The following is a 24,980-nucleotide window of genomic DNA, read 5'->3' on the forward strand; positions in this document are numbered from 1 at the left end:
TGATTCTATAATTTATCAAGGTGGAAATCAGCCCTGAGTTATCAAAAATCTTTGCGCTTGATGATTTCTTCATTCAACGTTCACCAGTTATATTTTTACTTGCGAAACGCTAACGCCTGAATCGACCTGTAGAATGAAGTTAATTTTATCTGTGGTTAGAAATATATCATTCGCTAGGCAGAGCGTTGAAATTAAGAGAAAACAGCATTGCTGAACAATGGGATAATTGAAGCTGACGCAGGGACGCGCTAATGATTAATTGACGCAAATTCTTAAATCATCATTAGTTTGTTGACTATTTTGTAGTATGCGTGTAGTATATAAGTTCCAAGCTAACGATCGCGCTCTTGGAAAGGTGCATCATGGCAAAATTTCGAGATCTACTCGATTACTATCGTTCTGACTGGAAGTTGAGTATTTTCAGTATTACAGCATCGATCATTTACGAAATTATTGATTTAGTTGTCCCTTATGCGATTGGTCAGATTTTAAACGTTTTGTCTAATCAACCGTTGGACAAACCTCTGCAAAGAGCGATCGCAACTTTTGCTAACCTTACTAATTATCCAGTGAATAAACCTCTATCTCTAGGTTTATTACTGGGTTTAGTTTTCCTTGTCACCGTAGTCAAGGCACCAACACAGCCTTGGTTAACTAATTGGTTTCACTGGGATATATCATTTAGGGCACGTCGAAATAAAAGCAAAACAGCCATTGCCAAAATTTTAACCCTGCCACTGGAATTTTATGACGAAAACAACCCTGGAAGGATTGCCGGACGAGTAGCTAGAGGAATTGCCAACCACACTTGGACGTATCCAGAAATCGCCGGACAGCTAATTCCCAAACTATTTCGAGTGTTGGGAATTTTTGTATTTATCTTAGTGATTGAATGGCGAATTGCACTTTTATATCTGATTTCTTTTGCAATTATTCTCAGCTTTAGTTTGAAGGATTTACAACAGCTAATTTCCTACGAAAGTCATTTAGATAAATACTCTGAAGACACCGAAAGCCGGACTTCCGAGTTGATTACCAACATCAAAACTGTCAAAGCATTTGCCACAGAAGCCAAAGAATTAGAACGGCAAAATCTCCGTTTGGAGCGTGAGTTCAAGGTACTTAATTATCGTATTCACAAAGGTTATACGAAACTTGGTACTTGGCAAAGAACCATAATTCAGTTTTGCGTGTTTATGATTCTGGGTTTAACTCTAGCTGCAACAGTAGACGGTAAAATTTCCTTGGGTCATTTTGTTATGACCTTAACTCTTTCGAGCATGGCATATGCTGAGTTAGAACCTATTACCACCTTGGCGGAAGTTTTTGCCCGTCGTTATTCTTCGATGATTCGGTTTCACGAATTTCTCCAAGAACCAATTGGTAAAGATGCAATTGGTCTTTTAGAAGAAAATCAAGCAGAATTACCATATCAATTTACAGGAAAAATTGAATTATCTCACGTTAGTTTTGGGTATGATGAAGGTCGTCCAGTTTTGCAAGATATTAACTTACTGATTGAGCCATACCAAACAGTGGCTTTAGTAGGTCGTTCTGGTTCTGGTAAGTCTACCTTAGTCAAATTGCTATTGCGATATTTTGAACCTCAAACAGGGCAAATATTAATCGATGGTCAAGATATTCGCACATTAGATGTGGGTAAGTATAGACGGAGATTGGCGATCGTCCACCAAGAAGTAGACGTTTTTAACGGTACTGTGTTGGACAATCTGACCTATGGCAAACCAAATGCTAGTTTTGAGCAAGTTCAAGAAGCTTGTAGAATTGCCAGAGTTGATGAAGTAGTGCAACACCTACCCCAAGGTTATTACACCGTCGTTGGGGAACGCGGTGTGAGATTATCTGGAGGACAAAGACAACGTTTAGGAATTGCTAGGGCGTTGTTAGTCGAACCGGATGTACTAGTTTTTGACGAAGCTACCTCTAGCTTAGATTACGAGTCTGAGCGTTCAATTCAGCTAGCAATGCGCTCAATTCAGGGAACTCGCACCACAATTGTCATTGCTCACCGCCTGAGTACAGTCCGGGAAGCCGATAAGATTGTGGTTCTAGACCAAGGAAAGATTGTGGAAGTGGGTAGTCATGATGAACTGTTGCGTCACGAAGGCATTTACCGCCGCTTGCACTCCCTCCAAGAAACAGGAGAACTCTTGAGTTAAACGTTATAAACTGGTTTGAGCTAAACTCCACCCCTTGTGGGTGGAGTTTTTGGAATATAGTTTACTCCTTTCCTTTGAGGTATTCAGCTGGAGGTAGAATCAATACTCCTTCAACTGTGACACCGAATAGGCTCCCAAAGTGTTTAATGTCTCCGGTTAGAAGATGGGTTGCTTTAAGCTGTTCCACATATAACTTGCATAATTAGGGCGGGCAAGATGCCCACCCCACAAGAGTTTTATTTAATTTGATTATGTAATTTAGATGTTTTTTAGCTTACTACCTATGGCAGCTTGAAGAATCGGAACATCCTTCTCTACAAGAGAAATTGATGGCAGAAGTGGTTCTAAATTGATAGTAATGACGATTTCTACTTTTTTTAACAGTTCTGTAAGCTCACTGAGGGCTTCTGGTCTTATCTGCTCAAGGTTTAGCTCTGCTTCCCTAACAGCATAAGCAGAGGAGATTAGCTGAACATCCGGTAGTCTCCAGAGAAGCCTTAGCCGGGTACTTTTATAGGCAGCAGAAAACAGGACGTTGGCATCAAGAAAAACCCGCTCCATAGTATTTAAGGTCTATGGTGTTGAATTTCATCGGGATTTAGCCCCATTGCAATTACCTCGGAGCGGGCTGCTTGGTACTCTTCCTCATTAGTTGCATTGGACAGTAAAAACTCTGCTCGACGTTCAGAGGTGTAGATTTCAATCGGAAGGGCTACCGCAGGACGAATTAAAATCCCCTGTGCTGTCTCTTCAGTAATGATTAATGACCCTTCCTCTAACCCAAACCGTCGTCTAAGATACGCGGGAATGACTACCACACCCTTTTTGCCAATTTTACTGGTTGAGTTTTCTGGTAAAGGCATAAGTTAGAAAATCAAATATTCTTACTTTCTTTTATTATCTTTTTGAACTGAGGAATAGTCAATCTTCAAATATTGAAAAACCGCCCACAATACAACTTAGTAGAAACTTTTTCAAGTTATGCATGGGCGGTTTGGTTTTAGGTTTCAGCAGTCGTCCTCAGTTCAGTTGAGAAAACTGTGTAGTATCATGCGCTACCTGTAAAGGCAACTTCCGGAAATTTCAGCTGAGCTTCAGCCATCGGACGGTTTCTGCCTTCCTCTTGCCAGTAGTTAATCACTTCTGTGGCTTTATTGAGCAACTCAACGCGGTCGAGGTCACTAATCCAGTGCTTTGACTCTAGTTCTTTTTTTAACTCTTCCCAGGCGTCATTTCTGGGCCAAAAAAAGTACTTCGTCAAAGGACTTGTACCTTTACCGACAACTTGATCAACGGCTAAAGCGACGTTCTCGTCTAGCCAAAGAATTTTTAAAATAAACTTGGACAAACACACCTCCGGGGATTTTCCGGGTATTACTTAACTGAGATAGCGATCGCTTATTTTAACGCAATACCTTACCAAATTACAAAAAGAGGGAATGGGGAGTGGGGAGTGGGGAGTGGGGAACTTGCACTGAGCGTAGTCGAAGTAATCGAAGTGTGGGGAATAGTTTTGAGCGCAACTTGGCGCTGGGATGGTTTTTGGTAGAATCAACCACAAGCTCACTGCCTAAAAGAGGGATGATGGAGAAATAACTTAATTTGCGTTGATTCTATGACTGAACAAATAAGAGCGATCGCAGTTTTTGATATTGATGGCGTTATCCGCGATGTTAGTGGCTCTTATCGTCGAGCGATCGCGGATACTGTAGAGTATTTTACTACTCAAGCGTATCGTCCAACACCACTAGATATCGACCAACTGAAGTCTGAGGGCGTCTGGAATAACGATTGGGAAGCGTCACAAGAATTAATTTATCGTTATTTTGCCACTCAAGGACAGACACGCGAACAACTGCAACTCGACTACAACCAAATTGTGGCATTTTTTCAATCCCGTTACCGAGGCCCAGAACCAGATAGAATGACGGGCTATATTTGTCATGAACCTTTATTATTACAACTAGATTACTTAGAACAACTTACACAAGCGGGGATTGCTTGGGGATTTTTTAGTGGTGCAACTCGTGCCTCTGCTAACTATGTTTTGGAAAAACGTATTGGTTTACAGTCCCCTGTGTTGATTGCGATGGAAGATGCACCAGGTAAACCAGATCCTACCGGACTTTTAGCCACTGTTGATTTGTTAGAAAATGGGCTTGAGAAAACATCGACAGTATTATATGTAGGCGATACCGTAGCCGATATGTATACAGTGGAGAAAGCACGACAGTTAGATCCTGCTCATACTTGGATTGGTATTGGAGTATTGCCGCCACATGTGCAAGAAACAGCAGCGCGTGCTGAGGCTTATAGTCAAACACTAATAGCAGCAGGTGCAGCATTAGTGTTAAATAATGTACAACAATTAACCCCAAATCAAATTCAGCAATTAGCACCTATTACCTGAAAAGTTTGAAATCAGCTTTATTTTGTGTGCAATAAAGTACGTATTAGTTCACCAGTTGATAAATTCCATATTTTGATAGTGCTGTCGCCACTACCACTAACTAAAGTCTCGCTATCTGGGCTAGTTACCACGGACAAAACTGCCGAACTTGGCTATAGTCAATTGCATAGGTTTGACCATCATTTGTTTGGAGTGTGTAACTTCCTTGTTTTGACACAACATGAGCGTTAGTCACAACTTTATAAGTGTTACCTTGACGCTCAATTATGATTCCAGTCCCAGTATTTTCACCATCAATTCTTACTGTAATTTCTGTAGCGATCGCACTAATTTCAGTTGCTGTTAATCCTATAGCAATTTGAGATTGTACAACAATAATTGCAGTCCCAATTAAAAATACCGGAATTCCAATAGTTAGTTCTCTCATTGCCATTTACCATAATTATTTAGTTCATTTTTAATGAACTTTTGCTATGAGACAGGGATTTATAATCCCTGTCGTTCTGTCGTTCTGTCGAACATCAGCTTTGCTTGATAAACTAGTTTATTTATTACTTCGTTCCTAATATTTGGAGGAATTTTTTAGTATTTGCAAGCAAGCGATCGCCCCAGAGATTTTCTTTAAGAAATTCTATATCACCATAACGTTTATCGATAGTAATTGCCTGTTTTCCTAATGTTAAACCTAGTGACTGCTCATTTTTACTATATAGGGCTACTGCTAAAGCAAGTAAAGGTTCTGCGGCTTTTTCATCAACTGCAATAGCACTCCGCCATTGCCTAATTGCCCCTTCGATATCGCCTCGTTCGTATTTAATTAAACCAATATTGTTAATAGCAGGCCAGAATTTAGCATCTTGACTTAGTACTTTTTGATAATAGGCGATCGCATCTGTCGATTTACTTTGTATCCAGTATGTATTACCTAAATCAAATAACCCGTTGGTATCAGTAGGTTTTATTTTTAAACCTGCTTTATAATAATCCTCTGCTTCTCGATATAGCTTTGTTTGGAAGTAAGTTGAACCGATAGCAAATAATACATCCGCATTATCAGGCTTAAGAAATTTTGCTTTATTCAATGCAATAAGAGCTTGATCGTACTTTCTAGTTTGTAAATACAATCCACCTAATAGCAACCACACCTTATCATTGTTTGGAACTAGATAAGTTGCTATCTTCGCTCTAGGTAAAGCCAGATCGTTTTGTTGAAACTGTGCTAGCTGTGCCGCTTCTTGTGCAAGCGACAAGCCCTCTTTTTCAGCCTGAATGGTATCTAGTTTTTGAGCTTGCTGAAAATCCTCTTTTGCTCCTTGCTCATCTCCCTTATCAATACGTTCTCTTGCTCGATCAATATAAGCTTGAAAATTACTTAATTGAGAGTTAGTAGATGCTAATGTTGTGTTGGGAGGCGTGGCAGCGGAGGCCATATTTAAATAAGTTTTAATGGGAATTCCTAACACTAAACTGACATTTCCAGTGCGTTGATCTACTTCAGCAAGTCCATGTATTCCTACTAACTTACCTTGCTCATCAAGTATGGGGCCACCGCTCATTCCTGGCAAAGCATTAACAGTGTAAACCAAGGCATAACCATCTTTTGGTTTTGGCACACGCCCAGAAATTTGCCCGGTGAGAAATTGAAAACTCCGCTCAACAATTACAGGTCCAGGATCGGCCCAACCAGCCACATGAATAGTTCTACCGCCAGTAATTTGATCGGAATTTCCGGGTTCGGCAACTTGATAATTTTGATTACTATTAAACTGTAATACTGCTAAATCTACACCTGGCAATTGTTTTACTAAGTTATATTTAATTGCTTCTGTTGTTCCGTCGGGTTTTTGGATTGTATAAGTGCCTTTTTCTCTCAATACATGCCAGTTAGTAATGACAGTATAATCGTTACCTTGACGCCCAATAATGACTCCAGAACCAGTATTTGAGCCATCAATGCGGACTGTAATTGCTTGAGCAATAGCGTTTACTTCTGCTGGTGTTAGCGCCGCTACAATTTGCGGCTGTACTACTACAATGGCTGCACCCAACAATATTGAAAGTTCACCAGAAAACTTAATCATTTATTCTCGATGGGGAGTAGGGAGTGGGGAGTAGAGAATGGGGAAAGAGATATTTTTATACTACTTTTGTGTGGTTTATCACATGGGGTCATAGCTTAAAAATAGACTTTGGGTAATTCTTTAAATAGAAAATGTATCATATTTTTATGCTATTGCTATGTGATTTATCGCATGGTCATTTTTCAAAAGTCAAAAATTTGTAATTCTCCCTCATCTCCCCACTCCCCACTCCCCACTCTTTCAATCTCGCCACAAGGCAATACCGCCTAACAAACCGGTGATATTGGGAATGAGTTTGACGTTTAATGGTAGTCGCAAATCTACTTTGACAGCTTCACCACCGCCTATATATAAATAATCGTAGTTGAATAGATGTTCTAGAGTGGCGATCGCTCTTTCTAAACGCCGATTCCATTTCTTAGCGCCAATTTTTTCTAAGGCTGCACGCCCTAATTGTTGTTCGTAAGTCTCGTCTTTGCGAAACGGATGATGACCCATTTCCATATTCGGCACTAATTTACCATCTACAAATAATGCTGAACCGAAACCTGTACCCAGTGTAACTACTAATTCTACACCTTTACCTGCGATCGCTCCTAATCCCTGCATGTCAGCATCATTAATTACACGCACTGGTTTATTTAGATGCTGAGATAATCCTGTAGCTAAATCAAACCCAATCCAAGTTGGATGTAGATTTACAGCCGTTTCTGTAACTCCACGCCGCACAACACCAGGAAAACCGACTGAAACCCGATGAAACTCGCCTTGAGCAGCCGCCAACAGTACAATGGCGTTGATCACAACTTCGGGTGTGGCAGGTTGGGGTGTTTCTAAACGCCCTCTTTGTGTAATCGGGTTCCCCATCACATCCAAGACAATAGCTTTTACACCACTACCACCAATATCAACTGATAGGGTGCGAATCGATCCATTTTCTTCAACCATTGAGTTGTGTCCTTTTAACTGCTTACTTACTCCGCTATTTAATGCGGTTGTATCTGTTAATATCCTGATGCGTCGAGAGTCTTAACATCGTCACGGGATAGTGATTTTAACCCCGCTAAGATTATAAGAACAAGATTTTGCATAAGCTGTTCCACATATAACTTGCATAATTAGGGCGGGCAAGATGCCCACCCCACAAGAGTTTTATTTAATTTGATTATGTAATTTAGATGTTTTTTAGCTTATTTACAGCACTTTGCAAGTAAATGAAGTACACATCTTAATATGATAAATCTTGTGGGGTGGGCATCCTGCCCGCCCTTGTGTACTTCATTCAGATAAAATGTGCTGTATTTCGTATTCATTCAGGAATCGGTGTTGTATTTCTTCATTTGGAATTGCTTATGCACAACTTTATTCCCCCAGAACGTTTTTTCCCTTACCTCACCTGGACAGATATCCAGGCAATGCCAGATAAGGAAAATGTGGTAATCATCCAACCAGTAGGGGCAATTGAACAACATGGCCCCCATTTGCCGTTGATTGTAGATGCTGCAATTGGTATGGGGGTATTAGGAAAAGCATTGCAAAAGCTGGACGCCAGGATTCCCGCTTATGCCTTACCAGCTCTTTATTATGGCAAATCTAACGAACACTGGCACTTTCCAGGGACGATTACTTTGAGTACAGCAACTCTTACGGCAATTATTATGGAGGTGGGAGAAAGTATTTATCGTGCTGGGTTCAGGAAATTAGTGTTGATGAACTCCCACGGTGGACAACCCCAAGTCATGCAAATGGCAGCACGAGATTTACACGTCCAATATGATGATTTTTTGGTATTTCCGCTATTCACTTGGCGCGTGCCTCATATTGCTAAAGATTTATTAACACCAAAAGAGGCAGAGCTAGGAATGCACGCCGGAGATGCAGAAACTAGTATTATGCTGTCGATTTTGCCAAACCAAGTCAAACTAGAGCAAGCCGTAGCTGAGTATCCACCAGAACATCCAGAAAGTCAATTACTGAGTTGGGAAGGTAAGCTACCTATAGCTTGGGTAACGCGAGATATTAGTAAAAGTGGTGTAATCGGCGACCCGACAACCGCCAGTAAAGAAAAAGGCGATCGCATCCTCGAATCTGTTGCCAATGGTTGGGTACAGGTGATTCAAGATATTTACGCCTTTTGCCCAACTTGCAGGAGTGGGGAGTGGGGAGTAGGGAATAGGGAGTAGTGTTCTTGTAGTTCGGCAATCCTGACCTACAGCATTAATGAGATTTGTTAATGTAGAAATGATCGAATAGCACTGCTAATCAGTTTGATAAAACAGGGCAAAAAACTTCTTACCAATTTCTCATACTTCCACTTCGCTCAGTATTCGACTTCCCAATTCCCCACTCCCCACTCCCAAAATTATGACAACCTCTGAACCTCAAAGCATCCGTTTTTATAGCCAAGAAGATATACAGCAAATTCTACAATTAGCGATCGCTCGTCAAGTTGATGACAAGGATACAGAATTTTCTTATGAACAGCTTGTAGAAATTGCGGCTGAGTTGGAAATTTCACCAGAGTCTTTAAAACTAGCAGAACGCGATTGGCTGGCACAACAAAGCCAAGTACAACGGCGAAAAGCTTTTGACGCTTACCGCATCAACAAATTTAAAAAGCGTTTGGGCAATTACACCATAATCAATGGTTTTTTGGTTCTGATCAACCTCATCAGCACTGGTGGCCTTTCTTGGTCACTGTATATTCTATTATTCTGTGGACTAGCGATCGGGCTTGATGTTTGGAATACTTCTCAAACTCAAGGTGAAGAGTACGAAATTGCCTTCCAGAAGTGGAACCGCAAACATCAGATTAAACAAACCATCAGCACAGTATTAAATAGATGGTTCAAAGCATTGCAGATTTAGGGAATTGGCAAACCTCACCCATGATATCATGTACGTTTAAAGACTTATGATTTGGCTGACGCAGAGATAGGGAGACGCGGTGAGACAGCGAGTAAAGGAGGGTTTCCCTCCGCAGGCGACTGCGTTAGCGCAGCGTAAAGCCTGCGGCATAGCTTCGCTTAGAGCGAGCTTGCGAGCGTCACCCGAAGGGAGACAAGGGAGAAATTTTTATGATAAGCGATTAGCCGGACATGATATGAAATATAGCGTTTCTCGTTTGAGTGAGGTACATTTCGTTGAGGTTAGGGGCGTTTAGGGTAGGGGCTAGACTGTAACTCGTGCGATTGGGAACTGCTATATGTAGAATTTATTTGGGAATAATAACCTTGTAGATTACCGCTATTCCAGAAAAAATTAACCCTCGGTAGCAAACCGAGGGCTTTTTTGTTTGGCAAAATGGCAGATACACAAATTAGAGTATTGCTATGGTATTGAAGTGGGATACATTCCATGCGAAAAGTACTGACTTGCATCTCCCCTGGCTAACTACCAGGGGTTTTTATATTAACACAGAAATCTGGATTTTTAGCAAATTTTCTCTTAATTTACGAATTACGCGCTTCGTAGCGGTAGCAAGTCATCGATAGCGTTAGCGTAAAGCCTGCGGCATAGCTTCGCTTAGAGCGACACAGGAGCGTCGCGTCATTACGAATTATTTAAACCTTTCTTGTGCTGCTTGAAACGCTTCTCGCATCACAGATTGAATTTTCTGAGGATCGGGTTTTTTGCCTCCCATTAAATCACCGAAGTAAACGCAGGCTGTTTCTCCTAAAGACCAAGTATAAGCTGCTGCCCAAGAAGCGGCGATCGCACTCCCAAAACCTGGTAAAAATTTAATTAACTCCCGTGCTATTGCCTGGGCTAAAAAGCCGCCAGCGATGGCACTCACAACGCCCCCGGCTTGGGATGGAGTCAGCATCTGTCCATACAGTCGTCCCAGTAGTCCAACCATTGATACTTGCAATGCAGTTAGCACAGGCATAGTAGCAAATGGCAATGGTACAGCTGCCAGAGCCGCTGCCATAATTGCAAATGGTAAAATGTAGCGGCGTCCGGCATCGCGGTAAAGGTTGCCTAGTTGCTCACCGGCTTGTTCATCTAATAGTTGATAAATTGTTTGGGCTTCTGCTTCTGGAAGTAATTCGGCTAAAGCATCCCTTAATGCTTCCAAACCATAAAATACCGGATTGTAGCCGTCTTCTTCTAGGGTAAAGTCGATGAGGACGGAGCGATCGCAAAGTTCAGCAAAGTTTTCTTTAATTGCAGCGAAGGCGCGATTTACTTCCTCATAATCTGGCGGATAGGCAGGATGATCAACAATTTCGGGAGGATAAACTTCGTGCAAGCAGGTAACTGCTAATAGACAAGGAATATCAGGATATTTTTGACGTAGTTGTTGAGCAATCTGTTGTAGAGTGGCGATCGCAAAATCATTGATTTTGACAGTCAAAATTAAAACCCTAGCTTGGCGACTCGACTGTTGTAAATCTCCGATTAATTCCTGAATAATTGCTTGAGTATCTTGGTGAACATCTCCCAACCCCACCGTATCTGTAAAAATCAGCAATGGTAAATCACCAGAAGGATAAGCATAGCGCTGGGTGTGTTGTGTATGCGGCCGAAATCCTTGTCCGACAATTTCAGCACAAACCCCTGTCAGTCCCCGCACAATTGAACTTTTGCCAGTTTGCGGCTTACCAATTAACAGGGCTTCAGTGGTTGGCAGTTCCGCCCGGACTTTCTCTAAAATCTCGGCAACCTGAGTTTCGCTAACGCTAAACCATCCTACAACTGTCTGTGCTAATTGTTCTGTTGGTAGGAACTGCATTAAACGTGATGTTGTTTTGTTCCAGACGCTAGCAATGCGATTCTTCCGAGAACCCTTAATCGACTGGGTAGTCTCACTCTCAGGAATTTCACTGAACTGCTGAGAATCACTTAATGGCGAGTCAGCATTATCTTGCTCAGTCATTCGCATCACAACTGCAACTATCTAGAGTTTAGGATACTTTATAGGACTAGCTTTTGATTATTAGACCTAGAACACCCTTTCTTTAATTCTACAGCGATCGCCTGTAAACTAACCAATTTTCGTGCTACTGATGAAGCAAGCACGGTCGCTTAATAATTAAGTATTTTTGCTAGTTTTAGTAAGTAAGTTATAACTATACTAGCATCTACATATAGCAGTCCGCTTTGATTTTTGAACTGATTTGCGTAGGCGGGAGTAGAGGAGCCAGTGCGGTATTGGGGTCTTCCCAACTGCCGTCAAGTGGCGTAGTGGGGAGTAGGGAATAAGCCTTTTTGGGATGTAGTAATTTTTTTCAACAATCAAATAGGATTCCTATCGCAAAATTTGTTGACGATGCTAAGAGGTTAGTATGAAACCTGTAGAATTGAAAACCACAGAAGGCGTTCATGTTGAGATAAATCCTGATGCAGTTTCTGAAATAGTAGAAGTGGTAGAAGAACAGCCTGGATTTTTATTTTTCCCTGGAAGAGAAGGAGAGTATGAAATCCATATGATAGACAAAGAGGTCTACCGGGTGACTCAGGATGAACATGAAAAATTCAAAAAATCCTCGCAGTGAGTTTTATAACAGGGAACAGGGAACGAATAAAGGCGATCGCAATAAAAAACAATTAAATCTTGTTTTTGATTAAACTCAGCTCAGCTGAGTTTAATCAAAAAGCAGAATCAAAAATTTGTTGTGCTGTCAATTTGAGTTGGGCAAATAAAGGCGATACAATAACATCATCTCCCCTGAACACACTCATTTGATAATCTCCCTCAACTAGTTGACAAATGGTAATGGTTTGTTGTTTAGGATTACCAGTAAATCTTTTGCCACCGAGCGCAGCATAGTCCACAATCCAATACTCAGGAATTCCCATTTCTTCGTAATCCCTGAACTTATCGTAGTAGTCGTCTCGCCAGTTGGTACTAACTACCTCAATTACGAATGGTACAGATACAGCTTGAATAACAGTCGATTGTTTGCTCCACAGAGGTTCATTCACGAGATTGTCATGATTTAATACCAAAATGTCGGGAGAATAGGTTGAGTTATTGCTCTCAATTTTGATAAAGGCAGTTTTGGGAATGCGAAACGGAAGTCCCATTTGTAAAAACCCAAAGGTGATCTGTGCTGCCAAAAATCCAACAACATTTTCGTGTTCACCAGTCGGGGGTGGCATTTCGACAATAACTCCTTTATGTAGCTCATATCGCACCCCGTTCGAGGGATACCACTCGATAAATTGTTCAAAGGTTGCTAACTTGGGTAGGGTTTGAATTATAGTTACCACCTCCAGATATATTTGACTTGATCATCGCCGCCGCTAGATTGTGCCGCATTGTTGCCGTCTCAACCAATTGACTGTCCATAATTGCCTCGGATGGCGATGGTTCTCGGTTTTGGCTTACACGTACCCAATTTTAGGGAAAAGGGAGTGGGGAGTAGGGTAATAAACCTTTTTTGTGTTTAATTGTCAGACAAAAGCCTAAAATTAAACAGGTTGGGGATTTTTATCAGAATAGAGGCGATCGCAATAAAGTAACCAACTAAGAGCAAATAAACCACCTATGGAACTAGAAATAGCAGCTATTGCCACCCATCCTAATGGCCCTGTCCAGTTCATCAGTTCTTTCAAGATAGCAGTATTTGCTTTACTGCATACATAAGCTATCCCCGTCGCTGCAACCGTCACAAAACCTAACTCGACGAGGATTTGCATAAGTCCCTTGCTAGATAAGTCTTCCTCAAAATAGATTTTCCAAATCTTGGTATACATGATGATGTCAGAAGCAGTAAACAGCAGCTGCTTGGGAATTTCACCGCCTGGGGTTGGCACAGCAGAGGCAACAGCGCCACCAACAGAGAAAGCCGCGATCGTTAAAACAGCGTCAATTCTTTTTTTACCCAAACTGCTCATGTTTTTGTCTCCTGTGACTTTTGCAAGTGTCATATTTTTTCCTAAAGGCTATCTTGAGTCAAGGTGCAAAAGTCTCAAAAAAACCTTAACTTTCGCGCGATTGTCTAGTAATCGATGCTAACACTAAAGCATTAATGGGCAAGCTGTACATCTGGCAGTATTGAGTGAAGTACCCGTCAGCAATGGAACAAAAAGGATAGACAAGGAGCTTATATTAATACTGCTTAATTCTTAACCGAAAAGTATTGAGGTTTGACCCTCCCTTTGCTCATTAGAACGGTGTGTTACCTGTCTGGTTGACTTTGGCTAGATATCCGCGCCAGTAGTCGCCCTCGTGAAACTTTGGAGGCAGGGCGATTGCCGCGTCAAGTTCTCCGTCGTAGTAGCTGTTAGGTTTAGCTTCAGGGCGAATGGCACTAAGAAAAGCGGAAACGCTTATCAGTTACCTGCTCCATTCCCTTTAAATATATTTGCGGCTAATGGTCTAAGAATTGGGGAACTTTATCTAGGGAACTGTGTTTCATTTGGGGAAGCACATGGGATAATTTGTTTAAGTTCTCAAAGTGTTTCTCTTGATTTTGGCTGTGCTTTAGGATTTCTGGGCGTTATTCCTTTCCTCCATAGCTTTGATACTTATATTACTTTGCTATTAGAAGACCAACAACGCTGGCAAGGATTTTGGCGACCAATTCGAGATATTTTGGGAGTTTTCATTAGAGGACTTCTTCAAGATCATAGAGCTGAAATGCAGGCTTATTTTCAAGAGGAAATTTAGGCTTTGCAAATAGAACTTAACGAAATTAAGAGCAAAATCAAAGCCTTAAAAAAATTGGAAAATAACAACAAAGTTTATTATCAACAATAACTATTACTTTTGCTAAAAAATGACAACCCAAATAGTTTCAAATCAAAAAGTATCTTTATCTTCCACCGTTCTCACTCAAGATTTAGCAGGAGAGTCTGTTTTATTAAATCTCCAAAGTGAAGAATATTTTAGTCAAAACGAAGTTGGGACAAAAATGTTCTTTACGCTAATTGAATCAGATTCAATTCAAACAGCTTACGACACCTTGCTAAAAGAGTATGATGTCGAGTCAGAGAAATTAAAACAAGACTTACTCAAATTTATTGAGAACCTAGTCAAAGCTGGACTCGTGGAAATTACAGATTCTTAACTTAAAGCAAATAATCAAATCATGCGTATACTAATGATTGGTGCTGGAGGCATTGCCTTGACACGACCCTTAGATTGGGCAGTCAAAGCAGGTTATGAAGTTTGGCTACTAGGTGATGCAGACCCCTATGAAACCGAACCTCCTAAAAACTACCGCTATTTCCCCACTGTTTGGCGAAACTATGCAGAAAAATATACTAATACCTATCCTTATGAAGACCAAATGGCAGAGGAAATGGTAGAGCCGTTACGTCAACTTGTCCATCAATTCCAACCTGATATCATCCATGTCCATGCCATTGGCTGGCACGCCTACTGTTGTACCTTAGCAAATCTTAAACCTCTTGTTGTCTCTGCTTGGGGCTTTTTAAATCATTTGCTACAACCAGAAAAGGAATCCAGCAAGCATAAAGATAGGGTTAGCCAAGTATTTAAGAATACAGGTGTGCTGATTGTAGAAACACCCAATTTGATAGAAAAATCCAAAGCACTACTGAACCCTGAACAACGGGTAGAATTAATTCCTCTAGGGACAAACCCTAAACATTTTCGCTCTGGAGTCACAAAAGATTTACCAAAATGGCGACGGGAAATCTTGAAGATTGATGAAGAAGCCACAATTCTGCTTTCGCCCCGTGGTTGGTCTAAAGTATATAACCACGAGCAGATATTTACAGCCTATGCACAGGCTTTTCCCCAATTCACCAAACCAACGGTACTCGTCTTTTCAAAGCTAGGGCGTGCCGGTGGGGAAGAAGCAGTAGTTATTTACGAAAGCATCAGCAAACAAGCTCAACAACTTGGGTTATTAGATAATCTGCGCTGGATGCCCGCCCTACCTTATAGTTTTATGCCCACAGGCTACAACTTAGCAGATGTAATTATCAATTATCCTACCAATGATGCCTTTCCTTCCACACTCATTGAAGCGGTTGCCTGCGAACGCCCAGTGATTACTTGTAATTTATTAGCTTATCGGGGTACTTTTATTGAAGAATTTTGTACTTTAGTAGAACCTACAAATCCAGAAGCTCTAGCAAAGGCCATGATTAAAGTTGTCAATCAGCCTCCCCAAGAACGAGAATCACATCTTGCAAAAGCACGGCAAGCGATCGTCGAACAATATGATGAGGCGAATTTACAAAAGCGACTATTTCAAATATATAAAGATTTAGCATCTACTACTAAGCTAATCTCTGCCTAAATTTTCCATAATTAAGTTTGATTACGTCTTACTATAAATATAAATGACGAAATAACTAACCATAAAATTCAAGAAATAATGATCTTCTAGGAGGTGTTTAACATGAAGTTATATTTATATGACAATACGCTTCACTTAAGTAGAAAAGTAGGTTAGTTAAGTGATAATGCAACCAGACACAATCTGGAGGATGTTGGGTTACTCTAGCAGTTCGCCTAGCATTCTTGTAGATTATCCTCAATCCAACCTATACAAGTAGTAGTGTTTAGCGTTAACCGAACATTATTAATTATTATTTTTGTAAATAACTTTTATTAGTTAAAAATATACAAAAATTAGTCTTTTATTTGCAATTCTTAATAAGCAAAAATATCAAGCATTGTACACAAACTTTATAAAAATAACAACATGAGAATTGTATTATATTCATAATCTGAATAATCCCAAATCGGGAAAACATAAAAAAACAAGGGTTACTCAAATGTCTCAATCTGAAAATATGAAAAAGAACTATTCTGAGCCAGAATTGAAAGCTCACGGAAAAATATCTGGTTTGACACAACAAGTCGGTGGTAGCGGTGGTTTTGGTACTACAGCTGTATTCATACCCACCGACGAACCAACAGCTACTAGTCCTTTTTGATTCACCATTCTAATTCTAATTAGAAAAGCCAGAAGTAATTAATTTTGAATTGCTTTTGAATAATTCCAAATCAGGAAAACACAAAAAATAAGGGTTACTCAAATGTCTCAATCTGAAAACGCAAAAAAGAACTATTCTGAGCCAGAATTAAAAGCTCACGGAAAAATATCTGGTTTGACACAACAAGTCGGTGGTAGTGGTGGTTTTGGTACTACAAATGTACCTATATTCGACACCACTATTCCGGAATAAAATACATTTTCTACCTTCTTTTTTCTTCCATTGGAGGAAAAATGTGTAAGTTTTAATTTTCAAAAATTCCCGACTTATTTAAAAAGTCGGGAATCCAATGAATTTGAGTTTGAAAAAAATTAACACAAATGTCGAATAAAAACAATAATTATTACTATCAATTTTATGGACTCAACCTATCTATTAATCGATTGCTTCCAGGGTTAGCTACTATTAATAGTTCTGCATCTATAGATGTTGCTATTGACCTAGTTGGTGAACAACCAAGTCAACTACCGTTACTTGAACAAACTTTTTGGAATGTACCGCTTGAGTGGTATCAAAAAACAGGCTTTCACCTATGGACGACGCACCAAGATGACGGTACTTACTGGAGGATACGATCTTTCGATGGGGTTGATTGCTTGGAATTCATCTTGAATCCTGATGGTAGTCAAGTTTGGGGTTTTTGGTCTAAAGATGCACTATTTACAGATGCGGTATCTTTGCTGTTGGGTTGTGTACTTGGTCATCTGTTAAGGCTGCGGGGAGTGACTTGTCTTCATGCCAGCGTGGTTGCGGTTGATGGCAGCGCCGTTGCCATTTTGGGACAATCAGGGGCGGGGAAATCAACCACAGCAGCGGCGTTGGCTAGCCGTGGATTCTCCGTATTGGCAGATGATATTGCCGCACTTATTCTTGATGAAAAAAGGTTTTGGGCACAGTCTGCTTATCCTCGTCTACGCCTGTGGCCTAATTCTGTAAATGCCATTCACGGCTCAATAGAAGATTTATCACTAGTATCAACTAGTCTAGATAAACGTTTCTTAGATTTGCAAATAAAAGATAGAGAACAGTGGCAGTTTCAATCCCAAGCTTTGCCACTACTTGCTGTGTACATATTAGGAGAACGTGACTCAAACCTCACAGCACCTATAATTAACTCTCTTTCTCTGCCTGAAGCAATGAAGCATCTAATGTTCAATTCCTATGGGCGTGCTTTCCTCACTTCTCAACAGTGTAGACAGGAGTTTCAAGAATTAGGTCAGTTGGCAAAGACTGTTCCTGTGCGGGAGTTATTACTTCCTGATAATTTGGAAAGTTTGGGGCAAATTTATGATGTTATTTTAGAAAACTTACGCCTGATTCATACTTTGGTTTAGCAACACCAGTAATTTGAATATCTGCCTATATTTACTAAGCAAATTTTTAAATATGCAAGTTTTTAAGCCAGCCGTCAGTGTTATTATTCCTACTTACCAGCGTGGCCATCTTGTCAGTCAGGCAATTAACAGCGTTCTGGCTCAAACCTACGAAGACTATGAAATTATTGTCATCAACGATGGTTCTCAGGATAACACTCCACAAGTGCTGGCTCAATTTAGCGATCGCGATCGCATCACCACGATTCATCAAACCAATCAAGGACTTTCTGCGGCTCGTAATACTGGCATTCACTCTGCTCAAGGCAAGTATATCGCCTTTTTAGATGACGATGACCTCTGGGAACCTCAGAAGTTAGAAAAACAAATTCCTATCTTGGAAGCAAATCCACATCTTGGTTTAATCTATTCAGATTCATTCTTTTTTTCTGACAAAAAAGGTTTGTTTCGAGATTCGTATAATACAGTATTTCCTACTCCTCGTATTCAGGTATTATGGACTCTTTTCCAAGAGAATTACATTCCAGTTTTGACGGTTATTGTGCGTCGGGACTGTTTGAATCAAGTGGGATTATTTGATGAGACTCTGAGGTCGTGTGAAGATTATGATTTATGGTTACGGCTGATTGAAAAATTTCCGATTTATTTTTTAAATGAGCCTTTAGCACGTTATCGCAACTCATCAAATAGTCTTTCTCAAAATCAAGAAATATTTCTAGTTAGCTACCTGCGAGTTAAAGAAAAAGTCATTGAGCGCAATCCAGAATTTATAAAAATTCCTGCTCATTTTCTCGATTCCTGTTTTTATGATTTCTACCTTACACTTGCCCATCTCTATATTCAAAATAATCAAATTGACAAAGCCCGTGGAGTTTTGCAACGTTACCGAGAAGTGCGGGGTGAAACTGCCAATTATGAAGAATTGCAATTATCTATAATCTACCAAGCAAATTTAAGATCATGATTTTTCTTGTGACTGGCAAAGCCGGATTTATTGGCTCTCATCTTACAAAATTTATTTATGTTAAAGACGTAGTGAGGGCTTTTTCTCAAGCATTAAAAGCAAATGTTACCCCTAGCTCATCCTTAATTTGCAACTTAATATTTATAATATAACTTGTTATCAATCATATTAAAATCAGCAATTGCCTTCTATAAAAAATGAAAAAATCATTAAAATTTATTGTATTAGATTATCAAACAAAAAAACTTTTAATTAATACGTTTATGCTATTAGTTTTAGTCAGAATCGGTTTATGGTTGCTGCCATTTAAAACCGTGCAGCAACTTCTATCAAACCTTAATCATACTAAACCCAAATTCCGAGAAAAATACCACATTTCCATTGATAAAATTGTTTGGGCTGTGGAAGTTAGCAGTCATTATATGCCTGGCGGTGTTAAGTGTTTAGCGCGTGCCCTGACTGGCCAAGTATTCATGAGTCGCCACGGTTATACATCTAATCTCTGCATTGGTGTTGCCAAAAGTGAAGCAGGAGAGTTAAAGGCTCATGCGTGGTTAGAAAATCAGGGACAGGTTGTAATTGGCAATGTTGCAGACCTTTCTCATTTTAGCCAAATGGCATCTTTTACAAAAGGGTGTATTTAAAACATGAAAGCAGGCAAAACCTTAAGATATAAAATCCAGCAAAGCTTACGCATTCTGCCTGCCTTGCGCTTAGTTTGGAACAGTAGTCCTCGTTTGACTATTGCTTTCGTTGCACTTTTATGGATTCAAGGTTTATTACCTCTATTTTCTCTCTACCTCACCAAACTCATCGTAGATACAGTCGCCGCCAGTGTAAATCTTGCCGACAAAGGAGCAGCCTTTAGTCGAGTATTACTTTTGCTTGGCTTCTTTGCTGCTATTACCTTAGTGACTACCGTATGTTCTTCCCTGACTGAACTTGTGTATGCCTCCCAATCTCAGCGACTCACCGATTATATGCAAAACGTCCTCCATGCCAAATCAATAGAGGTAGACCTAGAATATTACGAAAACTCTGAATATTATGATGCCTTGCAGCGAGCGCAAAAAGAAGCTCCTTCTCGCCCAGGGCAAATACTACATCGATTGGGATGGCTTGGTTTGAGTGGTATCTCTTTGATAGCGATGCTGGGGTTGCTACTGTCATTGCATTGGGGAATAGGAGCTATCTTATTTGTTGCTGCGATTCCGGCCCTGGTAGTGCGGGTGAAATACTCCGGCATCATGTATCATTGGCAGCGCCAAAAGACAGCCCAGGAACGCCAAGCAGGGTACTTGAGTCGGATACTGACTACCGAGCAACACGCTAAAGAAATTCGCTTGTTTGATTTGGGATCTTTCTTTAGTCAGTGGTATTTGCGCTTGCGTCGGCAAATATACCAAGAAAACATAGCCATGATCAAAAGACAATCTGTGGCTAATCTTGGCGCTCAAGCAACGGCAACAACTTTAGTTTTTGCTGCCTATGGTTTTATTATTTATCAAACTATGCAAGGCACTATCCGTTTTGGTGATTTAGTCCTCTATTACCAAGCATTACAACGGGGACAAAATGATCTGAAAAGTCTCTTGGGTGGTTTGTCTGGATTATATGAAGACAACCTATTTCTTGCCAACTTATATGAATTTCTAGACCTGAAACCAAAGGTGGTAGAACCGTCAAATCCAAAACCTTTTCCCATGCCAATGCAAAATGGTATTGTGTTTAATCATGTCAGCTTTCAATATGCAAATACCAAGCGTCAGGCACTTGAGGATATTAATCTGACTATTCGCCCGGGAGAAGTGGTGGCATTAGTAGGAGAAAATGGCTCTGGTAAGACTACTTTAATTAAACTTTTGTGTCGCTTATATGAGCCTACCCTTGGTAGTATTACTATTGATGGCATAGATTTACGCCAATTTGAAATTGCTGCCCTCCGCAGTCAAATTAGCGTCATTTTTCAAGATTATACAAAATATCATCTGACTGCTAAAGAAAATATTAGGATGGCAAATATCAATCTGCCATTCACCCACGACAAAATCATTGCTGCTGCGCGTCGTTCTGGCGCTGATGATATGATCAGCAAGCTACCTCAAGGTTACGACACCATACTAGGTAAATTGTTTGAACAAGGGGAAGAATTGAGCATCGGTCAGTGGCAAAAAATCGCTTTGGCAAGGGCATTTTTGCGAGATTCACAGTTAATTGTATTGGACGAACCAACCAGTGCTTTAGACCCTAAAGCCGAAGAGGAGGTGTTTCAGAATTTCCGCCAACTTATCAAAAACCAAGCTGCTATCCTCATTAGCCATCGCTTATCAACCGTCAGAATGGCTGACTATATCTACGTGATGGCAAACGGTTCCATCATGGAAAGCGGCACCCATGAGGAACTAATAAATCTGGGTGGTTGCTATGCAAAATTGTTTGAAACCCAAGCTCAACACTATAAATAAGTAATTTATGATGTCCTTAAACAAGCCTCTGACTCAATTACCAAAAAAGGTTAGCCGTCCAGAAATTGAGCTACTTTTGTGTTGCACCCGAACTTACATAGATCCTGAAACCGCAGAGCGAATTACAACCCTAATCCAGCAAGATATAGACTGGAAATATTTTATGCAAATAGCAGTATCTCATGGGACAACACCACTTTTATATCAAAATTTCAAAACTTATTGGGAAGAAAATATTCCTCCAATAGTTTTAACTCAACTTCAGAGCCATTATTATAATAATGCTAGCCGCAACTTATTATTAAGTCACGAGTTGCTGAACCTTCTCAAGTTATTTGAGGCTTACAAAATTCCAGCTATTCCTTTTAAAGGACCTGTTTTAGCTACTTCTATTTATGGCAACTTAGCAATGAGACAGTTTAGCGACCTAGATATTCTGATAAAACCAGAGGATGCAGTCAAAGCTAAAGAATTACTAATTGCTCATCAATATCAACTAGAGGCTGATTACTACGGTTGGCAGCAAACTTTTGTCCATAGCCAAAACCCAGACATAATAGTGGATATTCACAATGAATTGACTCCTTTATCTTACTTTCCTTTTAAACTTCCTGATTTTGAAACCTTGTGGCAACGAAGCAGGTCTTTAACTCTCAATGGTGAATCTATCATCGAATTCTCTTGTGATGATTTGTTAATCATCCTCGCTGTACAAGTTGCCAGAGGAGTTAATGAAAGTAGAGCTTCTTTAACTCAGATTTGTGATTTAGCTGAATTATTGCGTATTCAACAGACATTAGATTGGAAAAAATTATTGCAGAAAGTAAAGAGTCTGGAACTTGAAAGACCATTTTTTATAAGTCTGTTAATAGTTAATACTATTCTAAATATACCTTTACCAGATCAAGTCAAGCAGGCTATTCAAAAACAGATTCAAATTGATCCAACAATTGCAATTTATGCTGTGCGAATGCAGAAACAATTATTCATGGAAGCTAAAACTCCACGGTTCATTAAACTTTTTTTTCAGCAATTGATGATAAAGGGGTCACATAGCAGAATGCCAACTCGTATTTATCTAGTATGGCAATTTTTGAGTTTTACAACCAGGTTGGTAATCACTGATACTAATCAAGCAGACCGAGAATTTTTCTCATTGCCATCTAGTCTTTCTTTCCTATACTACTTAATCCGACCAGTACGACTGGCACACAGATACATAACTAATAAGCTGCTACGCAGCTAAATTTAATAAACAGCATTTCCTTTATTTTTAATCTTGCGCTCCCATTTAATAAAATGATGGTAATAGTGGATTTGATGCTTTGAGGGATGCAGTGATTGAGATTACTGGCTATCAAGGTAACTTAAATAATTTAGCGATCGCCTAACTCCAACTTACACTTATCTAGATAATTTCACAATGCACATTAATTCTTAATCTGACGTTAATGTGCATTTGTTTTGAGTTGAGGCGATCGCTCTTAAATTAAAATTTTACGGTAGAAAATATTACATAAAAATATTTTCGTTACCATATTAAAGTCTCGTTAAAACACGTAGTGTCCAGCAGTACAAATACTTATCAAGGAGTAGTGGTTTATGATTTCAAATACAACTTATACTTACGGTGCAGATGGCAAAATCATCTCTGAGAACATAGACAACAATAGTGATGGAACAATAGACTCAACTATTACCTACAGCTATGACGCGATATTATCTAGCATATCTAGCAGTAACAACCAAATTGTCACCTCTACTTATGACGCCAAGGGCAACCAGACATCCTCTAGCCATGAACAAAACGGCGACGGCATCGCTGATTTTATCCAAATCTTGACTTATGATGCCAAAGGCAATAATACATCTTATACCATGGACTTCTACGCCGACGGCATCGCTGATATAGTTGAAACCTATACTTATAACGCCGACGGCAAATGGACATCCTATAGCTTAGATTACAGATACGGTGACTTCCCTGATGAGATCACAATCTATACTTATGATGCCAAAGGTAACCGGATATCCGAGAGCTACGACAAAAACGCCGACGGCATCGTTGATCGATTAACTACCTCTACCTTTACTTATGACGCTGAGGGTAACGGGGTATCCGAAACTGACTTCAACAACGATGGCATTGTCGATATAGTCCAAACCTATAAATATGACGCCAGTGGCAAGTTGACATACATTAGCTCTGACCAAAACATCGACGGCATCGCTGATTTTATCCAAACCTATAAATATGATGCCAATGGCAAGTTGACATACACTAGCTCTGACGCAAAAGCCGATGGTATCCTTGATAGTACCCAAACTTTTACATATAACGCCAAAGGTGACGTGACATCCGACAGAATTGATTACAACGCCGATGGCATCGCTGAAAATGTTATAATTTACATATATGATGCCGCAGGCAACCTGACATCCAAGAGCTATGGCAACGATGATGGTATTGCTTATGAAGTCATAACCTATACTTATGGACAGGCAACCGCCAGCTATGACAAGAACAATGATAGTGTGATTGATGCGGTTGGTATCTACAGCTACGATTTTAGCGGCAAGTTGAAATCACAAAAAATTGACAACAATAACGATGGTATCGGTGATGAAACTATCACTTACAACTACGATGCCAGTGGCAAGTTAATTTCTGAACAACTCGATAACAATAATGATGGCGTCACAGAGGAACTCACCACTTACAGCTACGATGCCAGTGGTAAATTAATCTCAGCAGATATTGACAAAAATAATGATGGCGTCACTGATGCGATCGCCAGCTACGTTTATGATGAGGATAGTAAACTCATATCCAAAACTATTACTGAGCAGCCAATAATAGAGGGTTTAATTCTCAACGGTGGTAATGGGAATGATGAATTAATTGGTGGTGCTGGTAATGACAAAATTAATGGTGGTGATGGTAACGATGAATTATTGGGGTTAGCTGGCAACGACCAAATAAATGGTGGTAAAGGTAATGATGAACTCTCAGGATTTGAGGGCAATGATCAACTTTTTGGTGGTCAAGGTAACGATGAACTCTCAGGATTTGAGGGTAATGACCAACTCTTCGGTAATGATGGCAATGATACCCTTATAGGTGGTATTGGTGGAGATATATTAACTGGTGGCAATGGTCGTGATGAGTTTACTTTTAATGCCCTGAGTGATTCATTGCTGTCCAATTTTGATGTAATTACAGACTTGAAAATAGGTGTAGATAAACTTGATAGTTTCAAGGCTGTGAGTGCTACAAGTGTTGTTCAGCTTGGCAGTATTGACATCCTAGCTGAGGCGAATATCCAAGGTTTATTAAATACCACTACTTTTCTTGCAAACAAGGCAGCAACATTTAGTGTTGGTAATGGAGGAAGTGCGCGGACTTTTTTAGCAATCAATGACAGTACTAATGGATTTGATGTTTTGACGGATGCGGTGATTGAGATTACTGGCTATCAAGGTAACTTAAATAATTTAGCGATCGCCTAACTCCAATTTCCAATTATCTAAATAATTGCACAATGCACATTAATTCTTAATTATAGTTAATGTGCATTAGTTTATTGATAATTAACCTGATAGTAACTGTCTTGAGTGTGAG

General features: G+C 40.0%; 25 protein-coding genes and 3 pseudogenes. 17 read left to right on the plus strand and 11 right to left on the minus strand.

What is annotated here, in order from left to right; translation table 11 throughout:
• The first annotated feature begins 362 nt into the window (after positions 1 to 362).
• Complete coding sequence (locus AC5JMF_RS06050; RefSeq protein WP_495794803.1) at positions 363 to 2,180, plus strand: ABC transporter ATP-binding protein; 1,818 nt, start codon at positions 363 to 365, stop codon at positions 2,178 to 2,180.
• Between the two features lie 258 nt (positions 2,181 to 2,438).
• Here the strand turns inward: AC5JMF_RS06050 and AC5JMF_RS06055 are convergent, their stop codons facing one another.
• The 3 genes from AC5JMF_RS06055 to AC5JMF_RS06065 form a co-directional block, all read right to left on the minus strand.
• Positions 2,439 to 2,741: a hypothetical protein gene (locus tag AC5JMF_RS06055; protein ID WP_495794804.1), complete on the minus strand. Its 303-nt coding sequence runs from the start codon at positions 2,739 to 2,741 to the stop codon at positions 2,439 to 2,441.
• A 5-nt stretch (positions 2,742 to 2,746) separates the two neighbouring features.
• Complete coding sequence (locus tag AC5JMF_RS06060; protein ID WP_495794805.1) at positions 2,747 to 3,043, minus strand: AbrB/MazE/SpoVT family DNA-binding domain-containing protein; 297 nt, start codon at positions 3,041 to 3,043, stop codon at positions 2,747 to 2,749.
• Positions 3,044 to 3,228: 185 nt separating this feature from the next.
• Entirely contained in the window at positions 3,229 to 3,534 is a 306-nt protein-coding gene (locus AC5JMF_RS06065) for a 30S ribosomal protein PSRP-3 (protein WP_495794806.1), read from the minus strand.
• A gap of 261 nt (positions 3,535 to 3,795) precedes the next feature.
• Between AC5JMF_RS06065 and AC5JMF_RS06070 the strand changes: the two genes are divergently transcribed.
• Positions 3,796 to 4,590: a TIGR01548 family HAD-type hydrolase gene (locus AC5JMF_RS06070; RefSeq protein ID WP_495794807.1), complete on the plus strand. Its 795-nt coding sequence runs from the start codon at positions 3,796 to 3,798 to the stop codon at positions 4,588 to 4,590.
• A 17-nt stretch (positions 4,591 to 4,607) separates the two neighbouring features.
• On the opposite strand, the gene AC5JMF_RS06075 is transcribed toward AC5JMF_RS06070, so the two are convergent.
• From AC5JMF_RS06075 to AC5JMF_RS06095, 5 genes and pseudogenes are all read right to left on the minus strand, one after another.
• Positions 4,608 to 4,721, minus strand: a complete 114-nt coding sequence (locus AC5JMF_RS06075; RefSeq protein WP_495794808.1) for a hypothetical protein — start codon at positions 4,719 to 4,721, stop codon at positions 4,608 to 4,610.
• Positions 4,715 to 5,017: a hypothetical protein gene (locus AC5JMF_RS06080; protein ID WP_495794809.1), complete on the minus strand. Its 303-nt coding sequence runs from the start codon at positions 5,015 to 5,017 to the stop codon at positions 4,715 to 4,717. The genes AC5JMF_RS06075 and AC5JMF_RS06080 overlap by 7 nt, the downstream gene beginning before the upstream one ends.
• Positions 5,018 to 5,141: 124 nt before the next feature.
• A pseudogene (locus AC5JMF_RS06085) lies at positions 5,142 to 5,873 on the minus strand (tetratricopeptide repeat protein); the annotation flags it as partial.
• 201 nt (positions 5,874 to 6,074) lie between these two features.
• Positions 6,075 to 6,671, minus strand: a pseudogene (locus tag AC5JMF_RS06090) (S1 family peptidase); the annotation flags it as partial.
• 240 nt (positions 6,672 to 6,911) lie between these two features.
• Positions 6,912 to 7,619 (minus strand): ROK family protein, encoded by a 708-nt coding sequence (locus AC5JMF_RS06095; RefSeq protein WP_495794810.1) that lies wholly within the window; start codon positions 7,617 to 7,619, stop codon positions 6,912 to 6,914.
• Positions 7,620 to 8,023: 404 nt separating this feature from the next.
• Here AC5JMF_RS06095 and AC5JMF_RS06100 point away from each other — a divergent pair, with 404 nt between their 5' ends.
• Positions 8,024 to 8,854, plus strand: a complete 831-nt coding sequence (locus tag AC5JMF_RS06100) for a creatininase family protein (RefSeq protein ID WP_495794811.1) — start codon at positions 8,024 to 8,026, stop codon at positions 8,852 to 8,854.
• A gap of 181 nt (positions 8,855 to 9,035) precedes the next feature.
• The gene (locus AC5JMF_RS06105; RefSeq protein WP_495794812.1) at positions 9,036 to 9,539 is read left to right on the plus strand and encodes a 2TM domain-containing protein; all 504 of its coding nucleotides are present in this window, start codon (positions 9,036 to 9,038) and stop codon (positions 9,537 to 9,539) included.
• A 691-nt stretch (positions 9,540 to 10,230) separates the two neighbouring features.
• On the opposite strand, the gene AC5JMF_RS06110 is transcribed toward AC5JMF_RS06105, so the two are convergent.
• Positions 10,231 to 11,550, minus strand: coding sequence for a GTPase family protein (locus AC5JMF_RS06110; RefSeq protein ID WP_495794813.1), 1,320 nt, complete (start codon positions 11,548 to 11,550; stop codon positions 10,231 to 10,233).
• A 409-nt stretch (positions 11,551 to 11,959) separates the two neighbouring features.
• Here AC5JMF_RS06110 and AC5JMF_RS06115 point away from each other — a divergent pair, with 409 nt between their 5' ends.
• Complete coding sequence (locus tag AC5JMF_RS06115) at positions 11,960 to 12,169, plus strand: hypothetical protein (RefSeq protein WP_495794814.1); 210 nt, start codon at positions 11,960 to 11,962, stop codon at positions 12,167 to 12,169.
• Between the two features lie 94 nt (positions 12,170 to 12,263).
• Here AC5JMF_RS06115 and AC5JMF_RS06120 read toward each other — a convergent pair whose 3' ends face one another.
• Positions 12,264 to 12,878: a Uma2 family endonuclease gene (locus AC5JMF_RS06120; protein ID WP_495794839.1), complete on the minus strand. Its 615-nt coding sequence runs from the start codon at positions 12,876 to 12,878 to the stop codon at positions 12,264 to 12,266.
• A 210-nt stretch (positions 12,879 to 13,088) separates the two neighbouring features.
• Entirely contained in the window at positions 13,089 to 13,547 is a 459-nt protein-coding gene (locus AC5JMF_RS06125; protein WP_495794815.1) for a hypothetical protein, read from the minus strand.
• 301 nt (positions 13,548 to 13,848) lie between these two features.
• On the opposite strand from AC5JMF_RS06125, the gene AC5JMF_RS06130 reads away from it, so the two are divergent.
• The 12 genes and pseudogenes from AC5JMF_RS06130 to AC5JMF_RS06185 all read left to right on the plus strand — a co-directional run bounded on the left by AC5JMF_RS06130 (position 13,849) and on the right by AC5JMF_RS06185 (position 24,868).
• Positions 13,849 to 14,289 (plus strand): hypothetical protein, encoded by a 441-nt coding sequence (locus AC5JMF_RS06130; protein WP_495794816.1) that lies wholly within the window; start codon positions 13,849 to 13,851, stop codon positions 14,287 to 14,289.
• Between the two features lie 109 nt (positions 14,290 to 14,398).
• Positions 14,399 to 14,689: a PqqD family protein gene (locus AC5JMF_RS06135; protein ID WP_495794817.1), complete on the plus strand. Its 291-nt coding sequence runs from the start codon at positions 14,399 to 14,401 to the stop codon at positions 14,687 to 14,689.
• Between the two features lie 21 nt (positions 14,690 to 14,710).
• A complete protein-coding gene (locus AC5JMF_RS06140; protein ID WP_495794818.1) occupies positions 14,711 to 15,892 on the plus strand; it encodes a glycosyltransferase in 1,182 nt (393 codons plus the stop codon).
• Positions 15,893 to 16,373: 481 nt separating this feature from the next.
• Positions 16,374 to 16,535 (plus strand): hypothetical protein, encoded by a 162-nt coding sequence (locus AC5JMF_RS06145; RefSeq protein WP_495794819.1) that lies wholly within the window; start codon positions 16,374 to 16,376, stop codon positions 16,533 to 16,535.
• Between the two features lie 102 nt (positions 16,536 to 16,637).
• Entirely contained in the window at positions 16,638 to 16,787 is a 150-nt protein-coding gene (locus AC5JMF_RS06150) for a hypothetical protein (RefSeq protein ID WP_495794820.1), read from the plus strand.
• Positions 16,788 to 16,915: 128 nt separating this feature from the next.
• Complete coding sequence (locus tag AC5JMF_RS06155; protein ID WP_495794821.1) at positions 16,916 to 17,929, plus strand: HPr kinase/phosphorylase; 1,014 nt, start codon at positions 16,916 to 16,918, stop codon at positions 17,927 to 17,929.
• Between the two features lie 52 nt (positions 17,930 to 17,981).
• Entirely contained in the window at positions 17,982 to 18,893 is a 912-nt protein-coding gene (locus AC5JMF_RS06160) for a glycosyltransferase (protein ID WP_495794822.1), read from the plus strand.
• Between the two features lie 197 nt (positions 18,894 to 19,090).
• Positions 19,091 to 19,537, plus strand: coding sequence for a lasso peptide biosynthesis B2 protein (locus tag AC5JMF_RS06165; protein ID WP_495794823.1), 447 nt, complete (start codon positions 19,091 to 19,093; stop codon positions 19,535 to 19,537).
• Between the two features lie 3 nt (positions 19,538 to 19,540).
• A complete protein-coding gene (locus AC5JMF_RS06170; RefSeq protein WP_495794824.1) occupies positions 19,541 to 21,358 on the plus strand; it encodes an ABC transporter ATP-binding protein in 1,818 nt (605 codons plus the stop codon).
• 7 nt (positions 21,359 to 21,365) lie between these two features.
• Positions 21,366 to 22,604 (plus strand): nucleotidyltransferase domain-containing protein, encoded by a 1,239-nt coding sequence (locus AC5JMF_RS06175; protein WP_495794825.1) that lies wholly within the window; start codon positions 21,366 to 21,368, stop codon positions 22,602 to 22,604.
• Positions 22,605 to 22,668: 64 nt separating this feature from the next.
• Positions 22,669 to 22,749, plus strand: a pseudogene (locus AC5JMF_RS06180) (bluetail domain-containing putative surface protein); the annotation flags it as partial.
• 211 nt (positions 22,750 to 22,960) lie between these two features.
• Positions 22,961 to 24,868 (plus strand): bluetail domain-containing putative surface protein, encoded by a 1,908-nt coding sequence (locus AC5JMF_RS06185; RefSeq protein ID WP_495794826.1) that lies wholly within the window; start codon positions 22,961 to 22,963, stop codon positions 24,866 to 24,868.
• Positions 24,869 to 24,980 lie beyond the last annotated feature (112 nt).

It is taken from the genome of Desmonostoc vinosum (assembly GCF_059505385.1).

Coding starts and splice junctions, on each gene's coding strand:
- AC5JMF_RS06055 (WP_495794804.1), bottom strand. CDS start 2,741: ATGGAGCGGGTTTTTCTTGATGCCAACGTCCTGTTTTCTGCTGCCTAT.
- AC5JMF_RS06125 (WP_495794815.1), bottom strand. CDS start 13,547: ATGACACTTGCAAAAGTCACAGGAGACAAAAACATGAGCAGTTTGGGT.
- AC5JMF_RS06165 (WP_495794823.1), top strand. CDS start 19,091: ATGAAAAAATCATTAAAATTTATTGTATTAGATTATCAAACAAAAAAA.
- AC5JMF_RS06145 (WP_495794819.1), top strand. CDS start 16,374: ATGTCTCAATCTGAAAATATGAAAAAGAACTATTCTGAGCCAGAATTG.
- AC5JMF_RS06060 (WP_495794805.1), bottom strand. CDS start 3,043: ATGCCTTTACCAGAAAACTCAACCAGTAAAATTGGCAAAAAGGGTGTG.
- AC5JMF_RS06170 (WP_495794824.1), top strand. CDS start 19,541: ATGAAAGCAGGCAAAACCTTAAGATATAAAATCCAGCAAAGCTTACGC.
- AC5JMF_RS06135 (WP_495794817.1), top strand. CDS start 14,399: ATGACAACCCAAATAGTTTCAAATCAAAAAGTATCTTTATCTTCCACC.
- AC5JMF_RS06105 (WP_495794812.1), top strand. CDS start 9,036: ATGACAACCTCTGAACCTCAAAGCATCCGTTTTTATAGCCAAGAAGAT.
- AC5JMF_RS06080 (WP_495794809.1), bottom strand. CDS start 5,017: ATGAGAGAACTAACTATTGGAATTCCGGTATTTTTAATTGGGACTGCA.
- AC5JMF_RS06160 (WP_495794822.1), top strand. CDS start 17,982: ATGCAAGTTTTTAAGCCAGCCGTCAGTGTTATTATTCCTACTTACCAG.
- AC5JMF_RS06100 (WP_495794811.1), top strand. CDS start 8,024: ATGCACAACTTTATTCCCCCAGAACGTTTTTTCCCTTACCTCACCTGG.
- AC5JMF_RS06070 (WP_495794807.1), top strand. CDS start 3,796: ATGACTGAACAAATAAGAGCGATCGCAGTTTTTGATATTGATGGCGTT.
- AC5JMF_RS06185 (WP_495794826.1), top strand. CDS start 22,961: ATGATTTCAAATACAACTTATACTTACGGTGCAGATGGCAAAATCATC.
- AC5JMF_RS06155 (WP_495794821.1), top strand. CDS start 16,916: ATGTCGAATAAAAACAATAATTATTACTATCAATTTTATGGACTCAAC.
- AC5JMF_RS06095 (WP_495794810.1), bottom strand. CDS start 7,619: ATGGTTGAAGAAAATGGATCGATTCGCACCCTATCAGTTGATATTGGT.
- AC5JMF_RS06115 (WP_495794814.1), top strand. CDS start 11,960: ATGAAACCTGTAGAATTGAAAACCACAGAAGGCGTTCATGTTGAGATA.
- AC5JMF_RS06110 (WP_495794813.1), bottom strand. CDS start 11,550: ATGACTGAGCAAGATAATGCTGACTCGCCATTAAGTGATTCTCAGCAG.
- AC5JMF_RS06150 (WP_495794820.1), top strand. CDS start 16,638: ATGTCTCAATCTGAAAACGCAAAAAAGAACTATTCTGAGCCAGAATTA.
- AC5JMF_RS06175 (WP_495794825.1), top strand. CDS start 21,366: ATGATGTCCTTAAACAAGCCTCTGACTCAATTACCAAAAAAGGTTAGC.
- AC5JMF_RS06140 (WP_495794818.1), top strand. CDS start 14,711: ATGCGTATACTAATGATTGGTGCTGGAGGCATTGCCTTGACACGACCC.
- AC5JMF_RS06050 (WP_495794803.1), top strand. CDS start 363: ATGGCAAAATTTCGAGATCTACTCGATTACTATCGTTCTGACTGGAAG.